This window comes from Mycobacterium sp. NGS24, assembly GCF_059813065.1.
Map to the genome: position 1 here is coordinate 30,395 of NZ_JCALDW010000019.1, position 23,085 is coordinate 53,479.

At 67.7% G+C, this 23,085-nt stretch carries 25 protein-coding genes; 8 read left to right on the plus strand and 17 right to left on the minus strand.

Going from position 1 to position 23,085, the window contains the following annotated elements:
• Positions 1-26 precede the first annotated feature (26 nt).
• Positions 27-1,352 (minus strand): ROK family protein, encoded by a 1,326-nt coding sequence (locus AC5Y6Y_RS20705; RefSeq protein WP_463825640.1) that lies wholly within the window; start codon positions 1,350-1,352, stop codon positions 27-29.
• A gap of 182 nt (positions 1,353-1,534) precedes the next feature.
• Between AC5Y6Y_RS20705 and AC5Y6Y_RS20710 the strand changes: the two genes are divergently transcribed.
• Positions 1,535-2,293 carry an SDR family NAD(P)-dependent oxidoreductase gene (locus AC5Y6Y_RS20710; RefSeq protein WP_473139419.1) on the plus strand — a complete coding sequence of 253 codons (759 nt, stop codon included), beginning with the start codon at positions 1,535-1,537 and terminating at the stop codon, positions 2,291-2,293.
• On the opposite strand, the gene AC5Y6Y_RS20715 is transcribed toward AC5Y6Y_RS20710, so the two are convergent.
• Positions 2,271-3,617: a L,D-transpeptidase gene (locus AC5Y6Y_RS20715; protein ID WP_473139507.1), complete on the minus strand. Its 1,347-nt coding sequence runs from the start codon at positions 3,615-3,617 to the stop codon at positions 2,271-2,273. The two genes, AC5Y6Y_RS20710 and AC5Y6Y_RS20715, sit on opposite strands and share 23 nt — an antisense overlap.
• A gap of 72 nt (positions 3,618-3,689) precedes the next feature.
• Positions 3,690-4,775, minus strand: a complete 1,086-nt coding sequence (locus AC5Y6Y_RS20720) for a UDP-N-acetylmuramate dehydrogenase (protein WP_473139420.1) — start codon at positions 4,773-4,775, stop codon at positions 3,690-3,692.
• 26 nt (positions 4,776-4,801) lie between these two features.
• On the opposite strand from AC5Y6Y_RS20720, the gene AC5Y6Y_RS20725 reads away from it, so the two are divergent.
• The 3 genes from AC5Y6Y_RS20725 to AC5Y6Y_RS20735 are packed head-to-tail and all read left to right on the plus strand — an operon-like array spanning position 4,802 to position 7,211.
• Positions 4,802-5,326 (plus strand): DUF2505 domain-containing protein, encoded by a 525-nt coding sequence (locus tag AC5Y6Y_RS20725; RefSeq protein WP_463825636.1) that lies wholly within the window; start codon positions 4,802-4,804, stop codon positions 5,324-5,326.
• 35 nt (positions 5,327-5,361) lie between these two features.
• Positions 5,362-6,180: a carbon-nitrogen hydrolase family protein gene (locus tag AC5Y6Y_RS20730; RefSeq protein ID WP_463825635.1), complete on the plus strand. Its 819-nt coding sequence runs from the start codon at positions 5,362-5,364 to the stop codon at positions 6,178-6,180.
• Positions 6,177-7,211 (plus strand): LmeA family phospholipid-binding protein, encoded by a 1,035-nt coding sequence (locus tag AC5Y6Y_RS20735; RefSeq protein ID WP_473139421.1) that lies wholly within the window; start codon positions 6,177-6,179, stop codon positions 7,209-7,211. The genes AC5Y6Y_RS20730 and AC5Y6Y_RS20735 overlap by 4 nt, the downstream gene beginning before the upstream one ends.
• Position 7,212: 1 nt before the next feature.
• On the opposite strand, the gene deoC is transcribed toward AC5Y6Y_RS20735, so the two are convergent.
• The 6 genes from deoC to AC5Y6Y_RS20765 all read right to left on the minus strand — a co-directional run bounded on the left by deoC (position 7,213) and on the right by AC5Y6Y_RS20765 (position 11,379).
• Positions 7,213-7,887 carry a deoxyribose-phosphate aldolase gene (deoC, locus tag AC5Y6Y_RS20740; RefSeq protein WP_463825633.1) on the minus strand — a complete coding sequence of 225 codons (675 nt, stop codon included), beginning with the start codon at positions 7,885-7,887 and terminating at the stop codon, positions 7,213-7,215.
• A complete protein-coding gene (locus AC5Y6Y_RS20745) occupies positions 7,887-8,288 on the minus strand; it encodes a DUF2599 domain-containing protein (RefSeq protein WP_463825632.1) in 402 nt (133 codons plus the stop codon). Before AC5Y6Y_RS20745 ends, deoC begins: the two co-directional genes overlap by 1 nt.
• Before the next feature lie 3 nt (positions 8,289-8,291).
• Positions 8,292-8,558: a DUF2516 family protein gene (locus tag AC5Y6Y_RS20750; RefSeq protein ID WP_463825971.1), complete on the minus strand. Its 267-nt coding sequence runs from the start codon at positions 8,556-8,558 to the stop codon at positions 8,292-8,294.
• A 105-nt stretch (positions 8,559-8,663) separates the two neighbouring features.
• Complete coding sequence (locus tag AC5Y6Y_RS20755) at positions 8,664-9,344, minus strand: heparin-binding hemagglutinin (RefSeq protein ID WP_463825631.1); 681 nt, start codon at positions 9,342-9,344, stop codon at positions 8,664-8,666.
• Between the two features lie 195 nt (positions 9,345-9,539).
• A complete protein-coding gene (locus tag AC5Y6Y_RS20760; RefSeq protein ID WP_463825630.1) occupies positions 9,540-9,929 on the minus strand; it encodes a helix-turn-helix domain-containing protein in 390 nt (129 codons plus the stop codon).
• 82 nt (positions 9,930-10,011) lie between these two features.
• Complete coding sequence (locus tag AC5Y6Y_RS20765; protein WP_463825970.1) at positions 10,012-11,379, minus strand: DUF445 domain-containing protein; 1,368 nt, start codon at positions 11,377-11,379, stop codon at positions 10,012-10,014.
• Between the two features lie 139 nt (positions 11,380-11,518).
• Here AC5Y6Y_RS20765 and AC5Y6Y_RS20770 point away from each other — a divergent pair, with 139 nt between their 5' ends.
• Positions 11,519-12,220 carry a TetR/AcrR family transcriptional regulator gene (locus AC5Y6Y_RS20770; RefSeq protein ID WP_463825629.1) on the plus strand — a complete coding sequence of 234 codons (702 nt, stop codon included), beginning with the start codon at positions 11,519-11,521 and terminating at the stop codon, positions 12,218-12,220.
• A gap of 139 nt (positions 12,221-12,359) precedes the next feature.
• The gene (gene pcaA, locus AC5Y6Y_RS20775) at positions 12,360-13,223 is read left to right on the plus strand and encodes a cyclopropane mycolic acid synthase PcaA (protein ID WP_463825628.1); all 864 of its coding nucleotides are present in this window, start codon (positions 12,360-12,362) and stop codon (positions 13,221-13,223) included.
• Between the two features lies 1 nt (position 13,224).
• On the opposite strand, the gene AC5Y6Y_RS20780 is transcribed toward pcaA, so the two are convergent.
• The 3 genes from AC5Y6Y_RS20780 to AC5Y6Y_RS20790 form a co-directional block, all read right to left on the minus strand.
• Positions 13,225-14,088, minus strand: a complete 864-nt coding sequence (locus AC5Y6Y_RS20780) for a 3-hydroxybutyryl-CoA dehydrogenase (protein ID WP_463825627.1) — start codon at positions 14,086-14,088, stop codon at positions 13,225-13,227.
• A gap of 124 nt (positions 14,089-14,212) precedes the next feature.
• The gene (gene aceA, locus AC5Y6Y_RS20785; RefSeq protein ID WP_463825626.1) at positions 14,213-15,499 is read right to left on the minus strand and encodes an isocitrate lyase; all 1,287 of its coding nucleotides are present in this window, start codon (positions 15,497-15,499) and stop codon (positions 14,213-14,215) included.
• A gap of 280 nt (positions 15,500-15,779) precedes the next feature.
• Complete coding sequence (locus AC5Y6Y_RS20790) at positions 15,780-16,574, minus strand: acyl-ACP thioesterase domain-containing protein (protein WP_463825625.1); 795 nt, start codon at positions 16,572-16,574, stop codon at positions 15,780-15,782.
• Positions 16,575-16,717: 143 nt separating this feature from the next.
• Here AC5Y6Y_RS20790 and ramB point away from each other — a divergent pair, with 143 nt between their 5' ends.
• Positions 16,718-18,136 (plus strand): acetate metabolism transcriptional regulator RamB, encoded by a 1,419-nt coding sequence (gene ramB, locus AC5Y6Y_RS20795; RefSeq protein WP_473139422.1) that lies wholly within the window; start codon positions 16,718-16,720, stop codon positions 18,134-18,136.
• Complete coding sequence (locus AC5Y6Y_RS20800; protein WP_463825623.1) at positions 18,133-18,699, plus strand: carboxymuconolactone decarboxylase family protein; 567 nt, start codon at positions 18,133-18,135, stop codon at positions 18,697-18,699. The genes ramB and AC5Y6Y_RS20800 overlap by 4 nt, the downstream gene beginning before the upstream one ends.
• Before the next feature lie 95 nt (positions 18,700-18,794).
• On the opposite strand, the gene AC5Y6Y_RS20805 is transcribed toward AC5Y6Y_RS20800, so the two are convergent.
• The 5 genes from AC5Y6Y_RS20805 to exaC form a co-directional block, all read right to left on the minus strand.
• Entirely contained in the window at positions 18,795-19,076 is a 282-nt protein-coding gene (locus tag AC5Y6Y_RS20805; protein ID WP_463825622.1) for a hypothetical protein, read from the minus strand.
• Positions 19,077-19,081: 5 nt separating this feature from the next.
• Positions 19,082-20,479 (minus strand): dihydrolipoyl dehydrogenase, encoded by a 1,398-nt coding sequence (gene lpdA / locus AC5Y6Y_RS20810; RefSeq protein WP_473139423.1) that lies wholly within the window; start codon positions 20,477-20,479, stop codon positions 19,082-19,084.
• A gap of 9 nt (positions 20,480-20,488) precedes the next feature.
• Positions 20,489-21,115, minus strand: a complete 627-nt coding sequence (locus AC5Y6Y_RS20815) for a hypothetical protein (protein ID WP_463825620.1) — start codon at positions 21,113-21,115, stop codon at positions 20,489-20,491.
• A complete protein-coding gene (locus tag AC5Y6Y_RS20820) occupies positions 21,108-21,386 on the minus strand; it encodes a putative holin (RefSeq protein ID WP_473139424.1) in 279 nt (92 codons plus the stop codon). The genes AC5Y6Y_RS20815 and AC5Y6Y_RS20820 overlap by 8 nt, the downstream gene beginning before the upstream one ends.
• A 133-nt stretch (positions 21,387-21,519) precedes the next feature.
• A complete protein-coding gene (exaC, locus tag AC5Y6Y_RS20825; RefSeq protein WP_463825617.1) occupies positions 21,520-23,043 on the minus strand; it encodes an acetaldehyde dehydrogenase ExaC in 1,524 nt (507 codons plus the stop codon).
• Positions 23,044-23,085 lie beyond the last annotated feature (42 nt).

The window sequence follows — 23,085 nt, forward strand, 5'->3', positions numbered from 1 at the left end:
GACGCGATCGCCCGGACCCGGTGGCGCTACTTGGCGATCGCCTCGGGCTCGGCGTCCGGCAACTGGGTGGTCAAGGCCCCCGACCTGCGCATCGCGCCCAGCGGGTCGGCGTAGAGCCCGTCCAGCGACACGATTCCCGCCCCCGCTTCCTGCACCCGGTTGCCGAACGCGGTGACGCGGATGTCGCGCGGGGCGAGCACCGACCGGGCCGCGAACGCTTCCTCCACCTGCGCCATGCCCTCGGGGTACTCGGTGAAAGCCTGGCCGCCGACCACCACCTCGTCGGGATTGAGCAGGTCGCGCAGCAGGGCGACGGCCTCGCCGAGCACCTTGGCCCGCTCCCCCAGCAGCTCGCGGGCCTGCTGGTTGCCGTTGCGCGCTACCCGCAACAGGTCCGCCATCGCGGCGCTGGAGGCGCCGGTGCGGTTCGCCGGGGCTACGCCGGGCAGGATTCGCAGCGTGCGGGCAGCGGCCAGCACCGCCTCGTCACTGACCGTGGACTCCAATTGTCCCGAACCGCCCAGCAACTCCGATTGCACCGGCAACGGCGCGATGGTGCCCGGGCCGCTGGTGGGGCAGTGCACCCGCCCGTCGATGACCAGCGCGTACCCGACCGTCTCCCGGGCGTAGACGTACAGGCTGGTCGAGGAGTTGGCCGCAAACCGCCGCATGCCCAGCAGCAGCTCGGCGCCGGCCATGGCGTCGACGTGCGAGGCCACCGACACCGGCAGTCCCAGCGCGTCAGCCAGCACCGGCCCGACCGGGGCCTGACGCCAGCCCAGCCGGTGGTGGTCCACCAGACCGCTGGCGTTGTCGACGGTCCCGCCGATCGCCACACCGACCCACAGGGCCCGACGACGGTGCCAACGCTGCAGATAGCGGCGGGCGCTGTGCGCCAGCGTGGTGAGAGCGGGGCCGGCGGCGCTGAGCGGGGTGGGGGTCTCGACGGTGTCCAGGGTGCGGCCGAACAGATCGGTGGCCACGATGCTGGTGGTCCGGGCACCGATGTGGATGCCCAACGTCACGAACGGCTCGTGGTTGACCTCCACCGGCACCCGCGGACGTCCGATCGCCCCGGACACGGCCAGGTCGGCGCGTTCCCGTAGCAGCCCGGCGTCCAGCAGCGCGATCACCTGGCGGTTCACCGTGGCGATGCTCAGCGAGGTGACGTTGGCGATGACGTCGCGGCCGACCGGTCCGCGCAGTCGCACCGCCCGGAACACCGACGCCGCCGCGGAGTCGGACAGGTGCAGCGCTGGGGGCACCACCTGACGATACGAGCGCAGCGGTCCGGCCGGGCCGGCGATACGCCCGCGGCGATGGGATTGGTGGGTGAAAGTAGTCGAGTGCACTGGCAGTCCTTGTCCGAGTTGCGATGGCCGGGTCCCTGGCCACACCCGTGACTTGCGTCAGTTCAGGCGCGGCGAGCTGCGCGACAACAACACGCGCCCGCGTAGAAACACGCGGCCGCGGTGCGGAACAAGACGCTTTGGTGCACACCGAAAACTTAGCACCGTTTATTAGAGTTGTCTCGATGACTGTCCCCGACCCAGGCCAGCGCGTCGCGGTGATCACCGGAGCCAGCTCCGGAATCGGCGAGGCCACCACCAGAACCCTTGCCGCACAAGGCTTTCACGTAGTGCCGGTGGCACGCCGGGCAGATCGCGTGCATGCCCTGGCCGCCGAACTCGGCGGCACCGCCGTGGTGGCGGACGTCACACGCGACGCCGACGTCGCGGCGCTGGCCCGGGGCCTGGACCGAGTGGACGTGCTGGTCAACAATGCCGGCGGCGCCAAGGGGCTGGCGCCGGTGGCCGAGGCCGACCTGGAGCACTGGCGCTGGATGTGGGAGACCAACGTGCTGGGCACGTTACGGTTGATCCGCGCTCTGTTACCCAAACTCATCGAGTCCGGCGACGGCCTGATCGTCACCGTGACTTCGATTGCCGCACTTGAGATTTACGACGGCGGCGCCGGTTACACCGCCGCCAAACACGCCCAAGGGGCGCTGCACCGCACGCTGCGCGGCGAACTGCTGGGCAAACCGGTGCGACTGACCGAGATCGCCCCCGGTGCGGTGGAAACCGAGTTTTCGCTGGTCCGGTTCGACGGGGATCAGGACCGCGCCGACGCCGTCTACGCCGGCATGACCCCGCTGGTGGCCGCCGACGTCGCCGAGGTCATCGGGTTCGTCGCGTCGCGACCCGCACACGTCAACCTGGATCAGATCATTATCCGGCCGCGCGACCAGGCCAGTGCCACCCGGAGGTTCAACCACCAGGCCCAGAGCTAGGCGATGTCGTCGTAGTCGTCGTCGTCGGCGTGCCCGACAGGCTGGGCGCGGTGGACGGCGTGGCGGGTGCGGTGACCGGGATCTGGGAGCCCGGCGGACGCGCTGCCGGCGGCGGCAGCGCCGACATGCCCACCCAGGTGTCCCAGTCCACAGCCCAGTCCCAGATGTCGCCGTCGGCGTAGGAAAGCTGGATCGAGCTGCCGGTGACCTCGACCGGGTCGCCGTACATCGCCGTCGGGAAATACTCGGCGGCGTCCGACGTCGACAGGTTGATGCAGCCGTTGGTGACGTTGCTGTTGCCCTGCGCGCCGGCGCTGGACGGGTTGGCGTGGATGAACTCGCCGTTGTTGGAGATCCGCACCGCCCACCGCTCGTGCACGTTGCTGTAGCCGGCGGCCGGGTTGGACATATAGAAGTCGGCGTACTTCTCGGTCACGACGTGGATGCCGTTGCGGGTGACGTTGCGGGCCTTGTCCGCCTCGCCGTAGCTGCACGGGAAATCCATGATGACGCCGGCGTCGGTGACCACCTGGATACGGTGCGAGGACACCTCGGCCTTGACCACCTGGCGGCGTCCGATCTGGATGTTCAACGAGAAGTCCTGGGCGCCGTACGCGCCGTCGCCGAACGGCAGGCCGTAGAGCTTTGCCTCGACGTTGACCGTGGTGCCCGCCGGGTAGTACTCACGCGGCCGGTAGTGCACGCGAGCGCCCTTGGCCTCGTCGGGCAGCCATGCCCAGCTGCCTTCGACCGGCGGATTGGTGGTCACCTTCAGGGCGCGCTCGACGGTGGCCTTGTCGCTGATGGGCGCGTCGAACTGGATGATCACCGGCGCCGCGATGCCGACGGTCTGCCCGTCGGCGAGCTGGAATCCGCCGTCGATCTTCTTCTTCGGCGACACGGTGGTGAACTTGCCCGACACCGGGACCGCCTTGCCGTCGTGGCCGACCGCCGAGCCGGTCCAGGAGTAGGAGGAGTCGTAACCCAGCGGCTCGGTGGTCATGAAGACGGTGCGGTCCTGGTTGAAGGTGCCGGCGACCGGCTTACCGGCCGAGTTCGTCAGCGCCACCCGCTGAAACCAACCGTCACTGACCTGCACGCTGATCGGTGCGACCGGCACCACGTCCTGCGCGGCATCAGCGGGCTGGAAGTTCAGCCGCGCCGACGGCGGCGCCTTGCGCTCGGCCTGAGGATTGGTGACCTTGCCCCCGCAGGCTGCCAGCGCGCTGGGCGCCAGCACGCCGAGCCCGAGGGCCGCCAACGCCATGCGGCGATTGATCGGCCCCGGCTTGGCGGGGTTGCTGGACGACGTCACGAGATCCAAAGATACCGGGCGAAACACCGGTGGCCCCACCGCAACAACGCGCGGCGGGGGAACTGTGCACGAAAGTAGCAGTTACAAAACGCAACCGACCAGGACAGGTTCGGGTTTCAGTGTGATACCAAACACATCACGCACCCCGTCCCGAACGGCGCGGGCCACTACCATCACGTCTTCCGCGGTGGCGCCGCCCCGGTTGGTCAACGCCAACGCATGCTTGGTGGAGAGCCGGCACGGCGCTTCGGCCCCCGGATAGCCTTTGCTGAATCCGGCCTGCTCAACCAGCCAACCCGCGGCCAGCTTCACGCCGTCCGGCGCCGGATAGTGCGGCACCGGGGTGTCGCTCGCAGCGGCCAGCCGTGCGTAGTCCCGCGGCTCGACCACCGGATTGGTGAAGAACGACCCCACGCTCCAGGTGTCGTGATCGGCCGCGTCGAGCACCATGCCTTTGCGGGCGCGCAGCGCCAGCACCGCGGCACGGACCGCCGGCGGATCGCCGCGTTCGCCGGGCTGGGTGCGCAGGGCCGCAATCAGCTCCCCGTACCGCAACGGCGCGCTGCGTCCCGCGGGATCGAGCGCGAACTCCACCTCCAGGACCACCGCCGGCACGTCGAGGCCGTCGGCGCGCTTGAGCACGCTGCTGCGGTAGCCGAATCCGAGTTCATCGGCAGGTACCCAGCGGGCCTCGCCGCTGCCGCGATCCAGCAGCCGGACCCGGGTGATCGTGTCGGACACCTCCACCCCGTACGCGCCGACGTTCTGTACCGGGGTGGCCCCCGCCGAGCCCGGGATGCCCGACAGGCATTCCAACCCCCCCAGACCTGCCTTGATGGATCGCCGCACCACGTCATCCCACACCGCGCCGGCCTGCGCGCGAACCAGGTGCCCGTCGACGACAACGCCGTCGTTGGCCAGCCGCACCACGGTCAGGTCGGCGACCGCGTCGCCGATCACCACATTGGAACCGCCGGCAAGCACCAGCACCGGACCGCCGCCCGACGTGTCGAGCCGGTGCAGTACCGCGATGACCTGATCGCTGCTGACGCAGGTGATGACGCGCCGCGCCACCGGCCCCACCCGCAAGGTGGTCAGCGGCGCCAGCGGGACCGATTCGGCGACGCGCGCACCGGCGAACAGCGCACCGGAATCGGCCGAATTCATCGCTGGTAACGGTAGCCTGGGCAGCTATGCCGCGTTCATTCGACATGTCGGCCGACTACGAGGGCAGCGTCGAAGAAGTTCACCGGGCCTTCTACCAGGAGGCCTACTGGCTGGGCCGGCTGGCTGAAACGCCGGTCGACATCGCCACCCTGGAATCCCTGCGGATCGGCGGGGAGTCCGGCGACACCGGCACCATCGAGGTGGTCACGGTGCAGACGGTGCTGAACGAGAACCTGCCCGCCCTGATCACACAGCTGCTTCGGGGCGATCTGTCGGTGCGGCGCGAGGAGACGTGGACTCCGATCAACAACCGGGTCGCCACCGCGTCGATCGCGGCCCTGGTGGTCGGCGCCCCGGTGAACGTGTGGGGCACGGCGGTCCTGGCGCCCGCCCCCGACACCCGCGGCTCCCGCATGTCCGTGCAGTTGTCCATGCAGGTGCGGGTGCCGTTGATCGGCGGCAAGCTGGAGCGGCTGATCGGCACCCAGTTGGCGGAGCTGATCAATATCGAGCAGCGCTACACCACGGATTGGATCGCGAAAAGCGCGTAGTCGCCCGCCGGGCGCCCGGAACTAAACTCGCGGCCATGCGCATCGCACTGGCCCAAATTCTCAGCGGCACCGACCCGACGGAGAATCTGCAGCTGGTGCGCGAGTACACCGAGCGGGCCGCCGAGGCGGGCGCGGCGCTGGTGGTGTTCCCCGAGGCGACCATGTGCCGGTTCGGGGTGTCACTGAAACCGGTCGCCGAGCCGCTGGACGGCCCCTGGGCCGACGGGGTCCGCCAGATCGCGGCGAGCGCCGGCATCACCGTGGTCGCCGGGATGTTCGCCCCGTCCGGCGACGGCAGGGTGACGAACACACTGATCGCGGCCGGGCCGGGCACCGACGCCCGCTACGACAAAATCCACCTTTACGACGCGTTCGGCTTCACCGAATCACGCACCGTCGCGCCCGGCCAGCAACCGGTGGTGATCACCGTCGACGGCGTCGGCGTGGGTTTGACGACGTGCTACGACGTCCGGTTTCCGGCGCTCTACACCGACCTTGCCGACCGCGGCGCCCAGCTGATCGTGGTGTGCGCGTCCTGGGGATCGGGCCCGGGCAAACTCGAGCAGTGGACGCTGCTGACGCGGGCCCGCGCGGTGGATTCGACCTGTTATATCGCCGCCGCCGGCCAGGCCGACCCGGGTGACGGCGCCGGCGGTTCGGGCGCCCCGACCGGCGTCGGCGGCAGCCTGGTGGCCTCTCCGTTCGGCGCGGTGGTGGCCTCGGCGGGCGCCGAACCGGAACTGCTGGTCGCCGACCTCGATCTCGACACGGTGGCCACGGCCCGGGAGAAGATCGCTGTCCTGCACAACCGGGCAGACTTTGCGGCCCTCGATAGGGCAGAATCTCGGGAGTGACGACTCCGCAGGGACCACGCAACGACGGCCCGTCGGGTTGGGCGCGTCCGGGCGACCAGGGACCGCTCGGCCGACCCCCGGCACCGGGCAGCCCCTACGGCGGGAGGCCGCAGTCCGGCGATCCTCGCGGCGGACCGCAGAATCCCCCACCGTCGTCGCAGCCGACCGAGAACTTCGCGCTGGGCAACGCCAGTACGCGCCGGCTCAACCGGCCGCAGCCGCCCGGTCCGACGGCCGGCCAGGCGACCCCGACCGCCACCCCGACGGACGGGCCGGCCGAGGTCAAAAAGAAGAAGCGGTCGTTGCGCGACCCGCTGTCGATCGTGCTGGTGCTGATCATCGTGCTGGCGCTGGTGGTGGCCGGCGGCATCCTCGTCGAACTGATTGTGCGTAACAAAGCGAACAACAAGATCGCCGCGGCGACGGCCTGCAAGGTCCAGGACCAGGCCACCGCGTCGTTCGGAGTGACCCCGCTGGTCACCTGGCAGGTGCTCACCGACCACTACACCAACATCTCGATCGAGACGGCCGGCAACCAGATCAAAGATGCCAAGGGCATGAAGCTGCAGATCGACATCAGAGACGTCAAGCTCGACAGCACGCCCGATTCCAAGGGCACCATCGGCGCGATCGACGCCACCGTCACCTGGACCTCCGAGGGCATCAAGGAAACGGTGCAGAACGCGATCCCGGCGGTGGGCGAGTTCGTCACCCGCAGCGTGACCACTCATCCCAACGACAAAACGGTCGAATTGAAGGGCACCCTCAACGACATCGTCGCCAAGCCGACGGTGTCCAACGGCGGGTTGAAACTGGACATCGTAAGTTTCAATGCGCTGGGCTTCAAGCTGCCCAAAGAGTCGGTGCAATCATCGCTCGACGAATACACGTCCGACTTCACCACGAAACTTCCGCTGGGAATCAAGGCCGACAGTGTGGACGTCACCGACAGCGGCGTGATCGTCCACTTTTCGTCGCGCAACGCCACCATTCCCGCCGGCGAGACCGATCCCTGCTTCGCCGACCTGTGAGTTAATCCAGCCCGTCGAGCACCGCCCGGGTGCCGGACAGCCCGAGGCGGGTGGCGCCGGCGTCGAGCAGCGCAATCGCGTCGGCGGCGGTGCGGATGCCGCCGCTGGCCTTGACTCCGAGGCGCCCGCCGACCGCGGCGCTCATCACCTCGACGGCACGCACCGTCGCCCCGCCGGCCGGATGGAACCCGGTCGACGTTTTGACGAAGTCGGCGCCGGCATCTTCGGCCGCCCGGCAGACGGCCGTCAACGCGCCCTCGTCCGCGCTGCCCAGCAGCACGGCCGATTCCACGATCACCTTCAGCACGGCGTCGACGGCGGCCGCCCGCACGGTCGCGATATCGGCACGCACCGCATCGAAGTCGCCGGTCAGGGCCGCACCGACGTCGATGACCATGTCGATCTCGGTGGCGCCGGCGTCCAGGGCTGCGACCGCCTCCTGCGCCTTGACTGCGCCCAGATGCTTGCCCGACGGGAAGCCGGCCACCGCGGCGACTCGCACGCCGCCGGCGCGCACCGCAGCCGGCACCAACGTCGGGGAGACGCACACGGCGTAGACGCCCAGCTCGGCGCCTTCTGCGACGAGCGCGGCGACGTCGGCGGGGGTCGCCTCGGGTTTGAGCAGGGTGTGGTCCACCAGTGCAGCGAGCTGGCTGCGGGTCGGCGGGCTGGGCATCAGAACGGTTCCTCCTGTCCGCCGGGATTGCACGCCGCCGCGACCATGGCCGCGTCGTCGACCACCGGTCGCCACGGCTCCAGATTCCAGCTGGTCTTGCCGGGCCGGGCGAGTTCGGCGAACTGCCAGTGGCAGTCGAACTGGGCGCGCATCCCGGGGGTGTCGGCCTGCGGCGAGCGCGCCAGCACCTCTGCCCAGGCCTGACCGGCGGCTGGCAGATCCGAGGCGCGGGCCGCGGCACGACCCGACGGCGTCGGATAGACGCGCAGGCTGGCAGGTCCCCAGGACACCCATTCGGTGTGGTCGATGTAGGGCGGCGGATTCACCGGTGCGGCGCCCGCGGGACCCGCGCCGGTCAGCGACAGCAGCGCCGCCGCCGGCGCGACGATCAGGATTTTCATCCGCTAGTGCGACTTGCCCTGCACTTCGAGCAGCTTGGGCCGCACGTCGGCCAGGTAGACGCCGGTGGCGACCGCGGCCAGCACCGTCCCCATGATGCCCAGGAAATAGCTGAGCAGCGCACTGAGGCCAAGGATCACCAACCACACCGGCTTGGTCAGCTTCTCGGCGGCGATATAAGCGTCCGACCTCTGCAAAGCCGCGTGCACAAAGGCATAAACCGCGGTCAGGGCGACAGCGATACTCAGAACGATCAGGATGAGGTTCACCATGTGCACGTCCACCAGCCTATGCGGGGTGCCTGGAAAACGTCGACTCCGAGTCACCCCAGGCGAGGGCGACTCGGAGTCGAGTTGTTCGTGCGGTTCCCGGACGGACTACTTCTGGGTGACCTTCTTGGCCGGGGCCTTCTTGGCGGGAGCCTTCTTGGCCGGAACGGCCTTCTTGGCGGGAGCCTTCTTGGCCGGCGCGGCCTTCTTCACCGGGGCGGCAGCCTCTTCGGCCTTCTTGGGCAGCTCGATGCCGACCAGCTTGGCGGCCCGCTCGCCGACCGCGCGGGTCTGGGTCGCCACGGTGCCCAGCGCCTCCTGGGTCAGCTCGACCGCCTGGTCCACGTAACCCTCGGCCCGCGCGGAGGCGTCCTCGAAGGCGGACTGGCTGCGCAGCCGGCCCAGCGCTGCCTCGCCACGCTCGACCAGCTCGTTGTAGCGGGTCGTGGCGGCTTCCAGGTAGCCCTCGGCTGCCTTACGCAGCTCTTCGGCGGTGAAGCGGTCACGCAGCTCGGTCAGCTGCTCGGGCAGGTCCTCCTGCAGCTTGGACAGGCGGGCGCGGCTCTCCTCGACCCGGCTGCGGGTGTCGGTCCGGGTCTCCTCGGCGCGCTCGCGCAGGTTGCTGCGGGTTTCCTCGGCACGGTCCCGCAAGTTGGTGCGGGTCTCCTCGGCACGGTCCCGGAGGTTGGCGATCAGGTCGTTCACGGTGGCCAACGCCAGGTCGGCCGCACCGAGCGCGGCGAGCAGCGGGGCGCGGAGGTCTTCGATGTTGTTGGTGTTCTCAGCCATTGCTAATTCCTTTCACTGTTGCGATATCAGAGCATTGAGTTTTGATTTGGAAGTTGGCGCAAGCGGCGGCTCCTGCTGGGGAGGTGGTCAAGACCCGCGGATTGACGTCGGTCACGCGGCTTGCTGGAACCTCCTGGTTGGTCGGGTCGGCGGGAAGTTGTGAGTGGTTCGTCGCGGCCCACCGATCTCGGTTGGCTAGGCCAGGTCGGCTTCGTTCTGCTGAACGAACGAGGCGTATGCATCCAGCAAAGCCTGCTTCTGCGACTCGGTGATGGCCGCGTCGGTGACGATCGCGTCCCGCACCTGGCTGGCGTCGCGGGGCTCGAGAATCCCGGCCTGCACATAGAGAACCTCAGCGGAAACCCGCAGCGCTTTGGCGATCTGGCGCAGTACGTCGGCGGACGGCTTTCGCAATCCGCGCTCCACCTGGCTCAGGTAGGGATTGCTGACACCGGACCGCTCGGCGAGCTGCCGCATCGACACCTGTGCCGTCTCGCGCTGCGACCGGATGAAGCTGCCGATGTCGGAGGCCACGTCGGAAGCCTTGGTGGACACTTTGGTGCCCAGCTTCTCCTCCGCCGGCATGGTTGCTCCTTGATCGGGGTGGTCACGTACACCATCCAGATTACGAAGGAGTGCTTGCAATTGCAAGCGGTCGGCCGTCCGCTCAGAACAACAGCTGCGCGACGGCGTAGATCACCAACCCGGCCAGCGCACCGACGACCGTCCCATTGATCCGGATAAACTGCAGGTCACGGCCCACATGAAGCTCGATGCGCCGGCTGGCCTCCTCGGCGTCCCAGCGCTCGATCGTCTCGGTAATGATCGCTGTGATCTCTACCCCATATTGCGAAACCAGGTGCTGCGCGGCCCGCACCATCCAACCCTCGACCTTGTCGCGCAGGTCGGCGTCGTCCCGCAACGACTCCCCGATCCGGATCACCGTGTCGGCGATCCGGGTGCGCAGCGTGCTCGACGGGTCGTCGACACCCTCGAGCACCAGCCGCTTGAGCGTGGCCCACGCCGTCGCGGCAGCGTTCGCCACCTCCTCCCGCGCCATCAACTGCTCCTTGACGGCGTCGGCACGCGCGATGGTGTCGGGATCGTTCTGCAGGTCGTCGGCGAACTCGAACAGGAAACGGGTGGCTGAGCGGCGCAACTCGTGATCAGGGTTGCGGCGCACCTTGTCGGTGAAGTCCATCAACTCCCGGTGAATGCGGTCGCCGACCAGATGGTCGACGAAGCGCGGCGACCAGGTCGGGGAATCCCGCTCGACTACCCGCTGGATGACCACGCCGGCATTCAGCGACCACTGAAAAGCCCGGTCGGCCAGCAACTGGATCAGCGCCTCCTGCCGATTCTCGGCCAACAGCGTCTGCAACACCCGGCCCACCGGCGGACCCCACTGCGGCTCGGCGATGCGGCGCACGATCATCCGGTCGATCACCTGCTGGACGTCGTCGTCGCGCAGCAACTCCACTCCCACGCGCAGCACCGTCGACGCTTCGGCGGCCACCCGCTGCGCATGCGCGGGCTCGGCCAGCCACTTGCCCAGCCGGCTCGGCACCTGGGCGTCGCGCAGCTTGTTCTCGACGACCTCGGCCGACAGGAAGTTCTCCCGCACGAAGGTGCCCAGACCCTCGCCGAGCTGGTCTTTCTTGCGCTTGATGATCGCGGTGTGCGGGATCGGAATGCCCAGTGGGTGTTTGAACAGGGCCGTCACCGCAAACCAGTCCGCCAGGGCGCCCACCATGCCCGCCTCGGCGGCGGCGCCGACATAGCCGACCCACGCGGGGGCGTCACCGTGCACGTTCGCCCACCGGCACAGCAGGAACACCACTGTGGCGCCGAGCAGAAAGCCCAGCGCGACCGCCTTCATCCGGCGCAGGGCGGTGCGCCGTTCGGCATCGGCCTGCTGATCGGCGCCGGCGAAGGATTCCGCCAGCGAGGTGCGCGACGGCCGCGGCTCGGGCGGCCGCGCGCTCAACCCGGTCCCCACTGTTGCGCCCGAACCATCAGCCCTGTGCGTCATCACAACCATCATGCGCCATCTCGACCACCGGTTAGTGTTACCCACACTGGTGGGAGCCCTCACGCAGGTGCGGGCATGTCCGCCGAACGCGCCACCCGAAGCCGTAGTATCGATGCGACTAAACGATTGGGAATCGGCGAAAGTGGCACAGCAAATTCCGGCTCGCAGCGCGAAGACCGATGGTCGCAAGCGGCGCTGGCACCAACACAAAGTGGACCGCCGCAACGAGCTGGTCGACGGAACCATCGAGGCGATTCGCCGGCAGAGCCGGTTCCTGAGCATGGACGAGATCGCCGCCGAGATCGGGGTGTCCAAAACCGTCCTGTACCGCTACTTCGTCGACAAGAACGATCTGACGACCGCGGTGATGATGCGCTTCGCGCAGACCACCCTGATCCCCAACATGGCCGCGGCACTGTCCTCCAATCTGGACGGCTACGAGCTGACCCGCGAGGTGATCCGGGTGTACGTGGAGACCATGGCCGCCGAACCCGAACCGTACGGGTTCGTGATGGCGAACAGCTCGGGCAGTAAGAGCAAGGTGATCGCCGATTCCGAGCGGATCATCGCCCGGATGATCGCGGTGATGTTGCGCCGCCGGATGCGCGAGGTCGGCATGGATGTCGGCGGCGTGGAGCCGTGGGCCTACCTGATCGTCGGCGGCGTGCAACTGGCCACCCACTCGTGGATGTCGGACCCGCGGATGAGCAGCGACGAGTTGATCGACTACCTCACCATGCTGAGCTGGAGCGCGCTGTGCGGGATCGTCGAGGCCGGCGGGTCACTGGAGAAGTTCCGCGGTCAACCGCACCCATCCCCCATCGTGCCGCCCCGGGACCAGTGAGTTAGGGCACGTAAAGCCCCCTTCACCTGCGGCTTTACCTTCAGTGGGCTATCGGGGTGCTGGACAGCGGCTAGCATGCAGGGAATGCATCGGGGCGGGGTGCAGGCTTTCGCTCCGATAAAAGAAAGGCAGACATCGTATGGCCGTGCAGCTCACGCCGCATTTCGGCAACGTGCAAGCGCACTACGACCTCTCCGATGATTTCTTCCGGCTCTTCCTCGACCCCACGAAGACCTACAGTTGCGCTTACTTCGAGCGCGACGACATGACGCTGGAAGAGGCCCAGCTCGCCAAGATCGACCTGGCCTTGGGCAAGCTGAACCTCGAGCCGGGAATGACGTTGCTGGACATCGGCTGCGGCTGGGGCGCCACGATGCGACGCGCCATCGAAAAATACGACGTCAACGTCGTGGGCTTGACGTTGTCCGAGAACCAGGCCGCCCACGTCCAGCAGAAGTTCGACGAGCTGGACACGTCCCGGTCCCGGCGGGTGTTGCTGGAGGGCTGGGAGAAGTTCCACGAACCCGTCGACCGCATCGTTTCGATCGGCGCGTTCGAGCACTTCGGCCGCCACCGCTACAAGCGGTTCTTCAAGATGGCGCACGAGGTGCTGCCCAGCGACGGCAGCATGTTGCTGCACACGATCGTGCGCCCGACGATGCGCGAGGCCCGGGCCAAGGGCCTGCCGCTGACCCGCGAGATCGTGCACTTCAGCCAGTTCATCCTGGCCGAGATCTTCCCGGGCGGCGACCTGCCCACGGTTCCGGTGGTCGAGGAGCAGGCGGCGGCCGCGGGCTTCACGATGAAGCGCATTCAGTCGCTGCAACTGCACTACGCCAGGACGCTGGAGATCTGGGCGACCGCGCTCGAGGCCCAGCGCGAGCGGGCCATCGCGATCCAGTCGGAGAAGGTCTACAACCGCTACATGAAGTACCTGACCGGCTGCGCGAAGCTGTTCCGCCAGGGCTACACCGACGTCGACCAGTTCACCCTGCAGAAGTAGCTCAGTAGGTGTAGAAGCCCTTGCCGGATTTCTTGCCCAGCAGGCCGGCTTCCACCATCCGCAGCAGCAGCGGCGGCGGTCCGTAGTGCGGCTCTTTGAACTCCTCGTACAGCTTGTCCGCGATCAGCTTGAGGGTGTCCAGGCCGACCAGGTCGGAGAGCCGCAGCGGCCCCATCGGATGGGACAATCCCGCGACGACGGCCTTGTCGACGTCCTCGACGGTGGCGAAGCCCGCCTCCACCATCCGGATCGCCGACAACAGGTAGGGCACCAGCAGGGCGTTCACCACGAAGCCGGAGCGGTCCGAGCAGCGCACCACCTGCTTGCCCAGCACGGCGCCGGCGAACTCCTCGGTGCGGGCGGCGGCGGCCTCGTCGGTCACCAGGGTGCTCACCAGCTCCACCAGCGGCAGCACCGGGACCGGGTTGAAGAAGTGCAGGCCCAGCACCCGCTGCGGGTTCTGCGTGGCCGCGGCGATCTTCATGATCGGGATGCTGGAGGTGTTGGACGCCAGCACCGCCTCGGGGTCGGTGATCACGCGGTCCAGCTCGGCGAAGATCTTGGCCTTCACCGTCTCGTCCTCGATGACGGCCTCGATGACCAGCTGCCGGTCGGCCAGGTCGCCCAGGTCGGTGGTGAACGTCAACAGCCCCAGTGCGCGGTCGCGCTCGCGTTCGGTGACCTTGCCGGCGCTCACACCCCGTTCCAGCGACTTGGTGATGCGGTTACGGCCCGCGGTGATCAGCGCCTCGGTGGTCTCGAACACGGTGACGGCGACACCCGCACGAACCGACACCTCGGCGATACCGGCGCCCATCTGCCCGGCCCCGACCACACCTACCCGCTGGATTGCTGCATCGCTCACTGTCTTCTCCACTGATCGCCCGAATTGTCCTGCACCGCAATAGGCCCCGCCCAGGGTTGCCGGGCGGGGCCTATGCTACTTCAGCGCGAACCGGGGGTCGCCCGGCTCCGCACTGGCCTCATCCTCAGTGAAACTGGCCCTCTTCGGTCGAGCCGGCCAGCGCCGTCGTCGACGAAGTGGGGTCCACCGTGGTGGCGATCCGGTCGAAGTAGCCGGCACCGACCTCGCGCTGGTGCTTGGTGGCGGTGTACCCACGCTCCTCGGCGGCGAACTCGCGCTCCTGCAGCTCGACGTACGCGGTCATCTGGTTGCGGGCGTAGCCGTGGGCCAGATCGAACATCGAGTAGTTCAGCGCGTGGAATCCGGCCAGCGTGATGAACTGGAACTTGAAGCCCATCGCACCGAGTTCCTTCTGGAACTTCGCGATCGTCGCGTCGTCGAGGTGCTTGCGCCAGTTGAACGACGGCGAGCAGTTGTAGGCCAGCATCTGGTCGGGGAACTCGGCCTTGACGCCCTCGGCGAACCGCTTGGCCAGCGCCAGGTCCGGAGTACCGGTCTCCATCCAGATCAGGTCGGCGTACGGCGCGTAGGCCTTGGCCCGGGCGATGCACGGCTCGAGACCGTTCTTGACCCGGTAGAAGCCCTCGTTGGTGCGCTCACCGGTGATGAAGGGGCGGTCCCGCTCGTCGACGTCGGAGGTGATCAGGGTGGCGGCCTCGGCGTCGGTACGGGCGATGACGACCGTCGGGACACCGGCGACGTCCGCGGCCAGGCGGGCGGAGGTCAGGGTGCGGATGTGCTGCTGAGTCGGGATCAGCACCTTGCCACCGAGGTGGCCGCACTTCTTCTCCGAGGCCAGCTGGTCTTCCCAGTGCGACCCGGCGACACCGGCGGCGATCATGGCCTTCTGCAGCTCGTAGACGTTGAGCGCACCACCGAAGCCGGCCTCGCCGTCGGCGACGATCGGGGCCAGCCAGTTGTCCACCGAGCGGTCGTTCTCGACCTTGGCGATCTCGTCGGCGCGCAGCAGCGCGTTGTTGATGCGACGCACCACCTGCGGCACCGAGTTGGCCGGGTAGAGGCTCTGGTCGGGGTAGGTGTGCCCGGAGAGGTTGGCGTCACCGGCGACCTGCCAGCCGGACAGGTAGATCGCCTTGAGGCCGGCGCGCACCTGCTGAACGGCCATGTTTCCGGTCAGCGCGCCCAGCGCGTTGACGAAGTCCATCTCGTGCAGCTGCTCCCAGAGCACCTCGGCGCCGCGGCGGGCCAGGGTGTGCTCCTCGACGACGTGGCCCTGCAGCGCGACGACGTCCTGCGGCGTGTAGGTGCGGTTGACGCCCTTCCAGCGGGGGTTGTGGTCCCAGTCGTGCTGGATCTGCTCAGCGCTCTTGGGGGTTCCAACGACAGACATTGGACAGCTCCTTAACGGTTCACTCACTACTGAATTGCTGGTGGCTGCTTGCCACCCAGCCGGAAGCTTCGGGTTCGACTTCCATCTTCACTGCTGTGCTAACACGACCTTGGCACAGGGCATTCCTGCTGGTCTACCCATTTCACTTGCCAATTTCGGCTATGACCTGCGGTCATTTTGCAAATCTTGCGAAGCCGCAAATTTTCTGAACCGGTTCAGAAGCTACCGCCCGGTAACAAGAACCGCAGGTCAACACTAATTTAACAGAACGCTTGTCCTGTTAGAGAGCGAACAGCGCCGCGACGGCCTTCGTCTCGTCGCCGACCGCATATGTGAGCGTTGTAACAGCCCGGTCGACCAGGTCCGGCCCGAACTTGTCGGTCGATCCGGCCGGGTGGACGTGCGAAATGATCTCCAGCTTGTCGCCCAGCGCGACCGGCGCCTCGTGTTCGATGGTGACCCGCAGCGGGCCGTCCAGCAGGTCGGTGTGGGAGGCCAGGTAATCCTCGACCACGCTCCAGTACACGGAGTTGTTCATGTGGTCGAACAAGTCGATGTCGGTCACCCGCACCGGAAACTCATGGATTTCCGCCGCGTCGTCTCGGCCGCCGGGCTTCAGGTAGCCCTTCCACCGCAGCCGATCCACCGACGTGGTTTTGTGCAGTCCGGCCAGGAAGTCGTCGGCGATCCGCGCCGGCATCTCGGTTTCCTTATTGACGTGGATCCAGAACGCCTCCGACTCGATCAGCCCGCCCTTGCGGCCGTCGATGCGCACCCGCATCTCGCACCAGCGGTTGGATGTTCCCGAGCACCAGCGCCGACACCGCAGCATGTCGCCGAACTCGATGGGCCGGATCAGGTCGACCATGGTGCGCCGCACGATCCACAGCGGGTGCGTCTCCTCGAAACCCATCTCGCGCAGCTGGTCCTGGCCGATGTCCTGAATATGCCGACAGGCCGCGTCCAGCCGCAGCCGGCCGGTCCGGTCGATGTCGCCGACCCGCAACGGCCACTCGCGGTCGAAGACGTCAGGGTGCCCGTCCGGAACCGGCATTAACTTCTTGTCAAGGCTCACGGTGCTGCTCCCCGTCCCCATTTTCACTCGGTGCCCCCGGGTTTACCCAGGAAGGCCGATGCGAATCATGCCAATGGCCGGCCCGAAACACCAACCTGCCAACTCTGCTAACTGAGTCTTAGCAACAAGCGTAGGCTCCTGGAGTGTCCAAGACGTTCGTCGGCGCCCGGGTCCGCCAGCTCCGCAACGAGCGCGGATTCAGCCAGGCCGCACTGGCCCAGATGCTGGACATCTCGCCCAGCTACCTCAACCAGATCGAGCATGACGTGCGCCCGCTGACGGTGGCCGTGCTGCTGCGGATCACCGAGTTGTTCGGGGTGGACGCCACCTTCTTCGCCTCCCAGGACGCCACCCGGTTGGTCGCCGAGCTGCGCGAAGTCACCCTGGACCGCGATCTGGACATCGACGTCGACCCCACCGAGATCGCCGAGATGGTGAACGCGCACCCGAGCCTGGCCCGCGCAGTGGTCAATCTGCACCGTCGCTACCGGCTCACCACCGCGCAACTGGCCGCCGCCACCGAGGACCGCTACTTCGACGGCAGCAGCGGCAGCGGGTCGATCACCATGCCGCACGAAGAGGTGCGCGACTACTTCTACCAACGCCAGAACTACCTGCACGCGCTGGACACCGCCGCCGAAGACCTGACCGTCCAGATGCGGATGCACCACGGCGATCTGGCCCGCGAACTGACCCGCCGGCTCACCGAGGTGCACGGGGTGCGCATCACCCGGCGCATCGACCTCGGCGAGAACGTGCTGCACCGCTACGACCCCGCGGCCAAGACGCTGGAGATCAGCAACCACCTGGCCGCCGGCCAGCAGGTGTTCAAGATGGCCGCCGAGCTGGCCTACCTCGAGTTCGGCGACCTGATCGACGGCCTGGTCGAAGAGGGCAAGTTCACCAGCGCCGAGTCGCACACGCTGGCCCGGCTCGGACTGGCCAACTACTTCGCCGCCGCCACGGTGCTGCCCTACCGCCAGTTCCACGATGTCGCCGAGAATTTCCGCTACGACGTCGAACGGCTGTCGGCCTTCTACCTGGTCAGCTACGAAACCATCGCGCACCGGCTCTCCACGCTGCAACGGCCGTCGATGCGCGGCGTACCACTGTCCTTCGTCCGGGTCGACCGCGCCGGCAATATGTCGAAACGCCAGTCCGCCACGGGTTTTCACTTTTCCTCCAGCGGCGGGACGTGCCCGCTGTGGAACGTCTACGAAACGTTCGCGAACCCCGGCAAGATCCTGGTGCAGGTCGCCCAGATGCCCGACGGCCGCAACTACATGTGGGTGGCCCGCACCGTCGAGCGGCGCGCGGCCCGATATGGTCAGCCCGGTAAGACCTTTGCGATCGGGCTGGGTTGCGAGCTCCGCCACGCGCACCGGCTCGTCTATTCGGAAGGACTCGATTTGTCCGGGGACGTCTCCACTCCGATCGGCGCGGGCTGCCGGGTCTGCGAACGCGACAACTGTCCCCAGCGGGCGTTCCCCGCGCTCGGCCGCGCACTCGACATCGACGAGCACCGCAGCACCGTGTCGCCGTACCTGGTGCAGCAGGCATGACCGGCGACCAGGTGGTGCGCATCCCGCCCGGCCGGTTGCGCCAACTGGGTCCGATCAACTGGGTGATCGCCAAGCTGGCTGCGCGCAAGGTGCGCGCGCCCGAGATGCACCTGTTCACCACCCTGGGTTCCCGGCAAACGCTGTTCTGGCTGTGGGCGATCTATTCCGGACGTCTGATGCGCGGCCGACTCCCGGCGATCGACTCCGAACTGGTCATCTTGCGGGTCGCGCACCTGCGGTCCTGCGAGTACGAGCTGCAGCACCATCGTGGGATGGCCCGCACGGCGGGGCTGGACGCCCTGGCGCAGGCCGCGATCTTCGCCTGGCCGGAGTCCCCGGACGGCGACGGGCCCCGCGCGGTGCTCAGCACGCGGCAGCAGGCGTTGCTGCGCGCCACCGACGAGCTGATCAAGGACCGCACCATCAGCACCGAGACCTGGCAGCAGCTGGCGTCCCACCTGAACCGGGCCCGGTTGATCGAATTCTGCCTGCTGGCAACGCAATACGACGGATTGGCGGCCACGATCACCGCGCTGGGGATCCCGCTGGACAACCCGCGCTGACATTGGCCGCGCGCTCGCCCCGGGGCGTCACTCTGGCGTGACGCTCGGCGCCGACAGCCACTCTGGCGTGACGCTCGGCGGCGCCGGTGCGGGAGCTACAGGTACAGGTTGGCCAGCACGGCCAGGCTCAGCACCACCGGCAGCACCGGCACCGCGAACGCGAACGCCGACCAGCCGGGTCTGCGGCGCCAGCGCATCAGCAGGCCGCCCAGCGCCGCGCCGACCGCCAGGGCGACCGCGCCCAACAGCACCAACTGACTCCAGTTGCGCACCGTGGTGACGTCGTCACCGACGGTGATGGCGGCCAGCCACAGGACGTAGCCGACGACCAGCCCGCCGATCGTTCCGACTACCGTCTCGGCGGTCGTGGTTCGCATGCTGCTCAGAAGTTGATCATGTGACCGATGAGCCCGTGGAAGCATTCCTGCAGGGCCTCGGACATGGTCGGGTGGGTGTGCACGTTGCGGGCCAGCTCGGTCGCGGTCAGGTCCCACTTCTGCGCCAGCGTCAGCTCGGGCAGCAGCTCGGACACGTCGTGACCGACCAGGTGGCCGCCGATCAGCTCGCCGTACTTGCCGTCGGCGATGAGTTTGACGAAGCCGCTCGGGTCGCCCACGCCGTGCGCCTTGGCGTTGGCGGTGAACGGGAACTTGGCCACCACCACGTCGTAGCCTTCGTCGCGGGCCTGCTCTTCGGTGAGGCCGAAGCTGGCGACGTTGGGCTGACAGAACGTGGCGCGCGGCATCATCCGGTAGTCGCCGAGGGCCAGCGTCTCCGCGCCGCCGATGGTCTCGGCCGCCACCACGCCCTGCGCCTCGGCGACGTGGGCCAACTGCAGCTTGCCGGTGACGTCGCCGATGGCATAGATGTGCGACGTGGAGGTCTGCATGTAGTCGGTGATGCCGATCGCCTTGCGGTCGGTCAGTTCCACGCCGGCCTTGTCCAGCCCGTAGCCCTCGACGTTGGGGGCGAACCCGATGGCCTGCAACACCTTTTCGGCCTTCAGTTCGTCGGACTTGCCGTCCTTGCTGATACTGACCGTGACCTCGTCGCCGTCGTCGGTGATGGACTCGACCTTGGTGCCGGTGAGGATCTTGACGCCGAGCTTCTTGAACTGTTTCTCGATCTCCTTGGAGCAGTCGGCGTCCTCATTGGGCAGCGCGCGGGGCAGGAACTCCACGATGGTGACGTCCACGCCGTAGTTCTTCAGCACGTATCCGAATTCCATGCCGATGGCGCCGGCGCCGGCGATCACGATCGACGCGGGCAGCTCGCGGGTCAGGATGAGCTTCTCGTAGGTCACCACGTTCTCCGACAGCGAGGTGCCGGGCACCAGGCGGGTGCTGGCGCCGGTGGCGATGATGGCGTTGTCGAAGGTGACGTCTTCGGTGCCGCCGTCGTTGAGGTCCACCGAGATGGTGTTGGCGTCAGTGAACTTGCCGTAGCCGTGGATCTCGGTGATCTTGTTCTTCTTCATCAGGAAGTGCACACCGGCCACCCGGCCCTCGGCCACCTTGCGGCTGCGGTCATAGGCCACCCCGAAGTCGAAGGTCGCCTCGCCGCTGATGCCGAACACCTTGGCCTCTTTGGTGAAGATGTGGGCGAGTTCGGCGTTGCGCAGCAGCGCTTTGGACGGGATACATCCGACGTTCAGACACACCCCGCCCCAGTATTTCGGTTCCACGATCGCGGTTTTCAGCCCGAGCTGTGCTGCGCGAATGGCCGCTACGTATCCACCGGGGCCGGCTCCAAGGACGACGACGTCATAGTGAGAAGTCACGAGCCCACCCTAGTAGGGCACGACGTTCATCAGGCAGGGCGTGGCGACACGTTCGCAGTAGAAGTAGCCGTAGAGCGGCGCCGCGGCGGCGACCGAGGCGAACGGCGCCGACATCACCGCGATCGCCAGCGCCGCGATCAGTGGCCTGGCTTCCACCATCGCCAGAATCAGCCCCGCCACGGTGCAGGTGGCGACGTACCCGAACACCACGAAGACCGACGGCGTCTTGTCCAGGTCGTGGTACCACCAGTAGTACAGGCTGAGCCCGAACACCGCGGCGACGAACCACACGCCGAACAGCACCAGCGCGAACTTCCACCACTTCAGGTACAGATACCGGCCCGGGACGGTCACCGGTCCGGGCGGCTCGGCCGAGGTGTCCGGTTCCGCGCTGTCCGGTGCGGAATCGTCCGGTTCCGGGACGTCCGCCGCGGGCTGCACGGACTTCTTCTCCAGCTGCTGCAACCCGGCCAGGGGCAGGAACGGCTGGGAGTCGGTGTCGAAGTCCGGCACGAACGGCACCGACGGCTCGCCGGCATCGTATTCGGGCACCGGGGGCTGCGCACCGGTGTCGAAATCCGGCACGAACGGTTCGGTGCCCGGGCTCGACTCCTCGTCGACCTTCTTGTCAGGCACCCGACACCACCTGCAGGGCGACCAGCATCCCGAACCAGCCGGGGGCCAGCGCGAGGATCGCGGCACCGAGCATGGTCACCCAGCGCCGCCCGGAGACCAGGATCAACGACAGGCCGAGCACGCTGGGCACCCCCACCACCAGCGCGATCACCACATCGGGACGCATCCGGGTGTCCACCAGCAGACGCGCTGCCACCGCGAGCAGTTGCCCGGCCACGCACCCGACGAGCATGGCGCTGGCCAGCAGCCACGCACGCGGAAGGGGAATCACGCTGTACGACCTTACTGAGTCAGCGCTGCCGGGCCGGGCACGTTCGCGGCGCGTTGCCGGTCACAACATGACCACGAATCGACCGCCGGTCACGTTGCCGCAGTGCGGTTTCCGCGCCCCGGCGGGGCCGCGATCAGAAGAAGCCGAGCGCCTTGTCGGAGTAGGAGACCAGCATGTTCTTGGTCTGCTGGTAGTGCTCGAGCGCCATCTTGTGGCCTTCGCGGCCGAACCCGGACTGCTTGTAGCCGCCGAAAGCCGAGTGCGGTGGATACACGTGATAGCAGTTCACCCACACTCGTCCGGCCTTGATCTCGCGCCCGGCCCGGTAGGCGGTGTTGCCGTCGCGGCTCCACACCCCCGCGCCCAGGCCGTACAGGGTGTCGTTGGCGATGTCCATCGCCTCCTGGTAGCTGTCGAACGGGGTCACCGCGACCACCGGGCCGAAGATCTCCTCCTGGAACACCCGCATCTTGTTGTTGCCGGTGACGATGGTCGGCTGCACGTAGAAGCCGCCGGCCAGGTCACCGCCCAACTCGGCGCGCTCCCCGCCGGTGATGACTTTCGCGCCTTCGCCCTTGCCGATCTCGATGTAGGACAGGATTTTTTCGAGCTGGTCGTTGGAGGCCTGGGATCCGATCATGGTCTCGGAGTCCAGCGGGTCACCCTGCCGGACGGCCTTGGTGCGGATCGCCGCGAGTTCGAGGAACTCGTCGTGGATCGCGGACTGGATCAGACTGCGCGACGGGCAGGTGCACACCTCGCCCTGGTTGAGAGCGAACATGGTGAAGCCTTCCAGCGCCTTGTCCTGGAAGTCGTCGTTGGCGGCCATCACGTCGTTGAAGAAGATGTTGGGACTCTTGCCGCCGAGTTCCAGGGTGACCGGGATCAGGTTCTGGCTGGCGTACTGCATGATCAGTCGCCCGGTGCTGGTCTCGCCGGTGAATGCGACCTTGGCGATCCGGTTGCTGGAGGCCAGCGGCTTACCGGCTTCGGCGCCGAAGCCGTTGACGACGTTGACCACGCCGGGTGGCAGCAGGTCGCCGATCAGCGACATCAGGTACAGGATCGAGGCCGGGGTCTGCTCGGCGGGCTTGAGCACGATCGCGTTGCCGGCGGCCAGCGCGGGCGCCAACTTCCAGGCGCCCATCAGGATCGGGAAGTTCCACGGGATGATCTGCCCGACCACCCCGAGCGGCTCGTGGAAGTGGTAGGCGACGGTGTCCTCGTCGATCTGGGACAGCGCGCCTTCCTGGGCACGGATGGCTGCCGCGAAGTAGCGGAAGTGGTCGGCGGCCAGCGGGATGTCGGCGGCCAGTGTCTCCCGGACCGGTTTGCCGTTGTCCCATACCTCGGCCACCGCCAGCGCCTGGGTGTTCGCGTCGATGCGGTCGGCGATCTTGTTCAGGATCGCGGCCCGCTCGGCGGGCGCGGTCTTGCCCCAGCCCGGCGCCGCGGCATGCGCGGCGTCCAGTGCCTTCTCGATGTCGGCCTCGTCGGAGCGGGGGATCTCGCAGAACGACTGGCCGGTCACCGGCGTCGGGTTCTCGAAATAACGGCCGGACGCGGGCGCGACCCACTCGCCGCCGATGAAGTTTCCGTACCGGGACTCGAAGGTCATCACCGCATCTGCGGAACCCGGGCGTGCGAAGACAGGCATTTCTCGGCTCCTCGTCAGTTCGTGTAATACAGCTCACAGTAC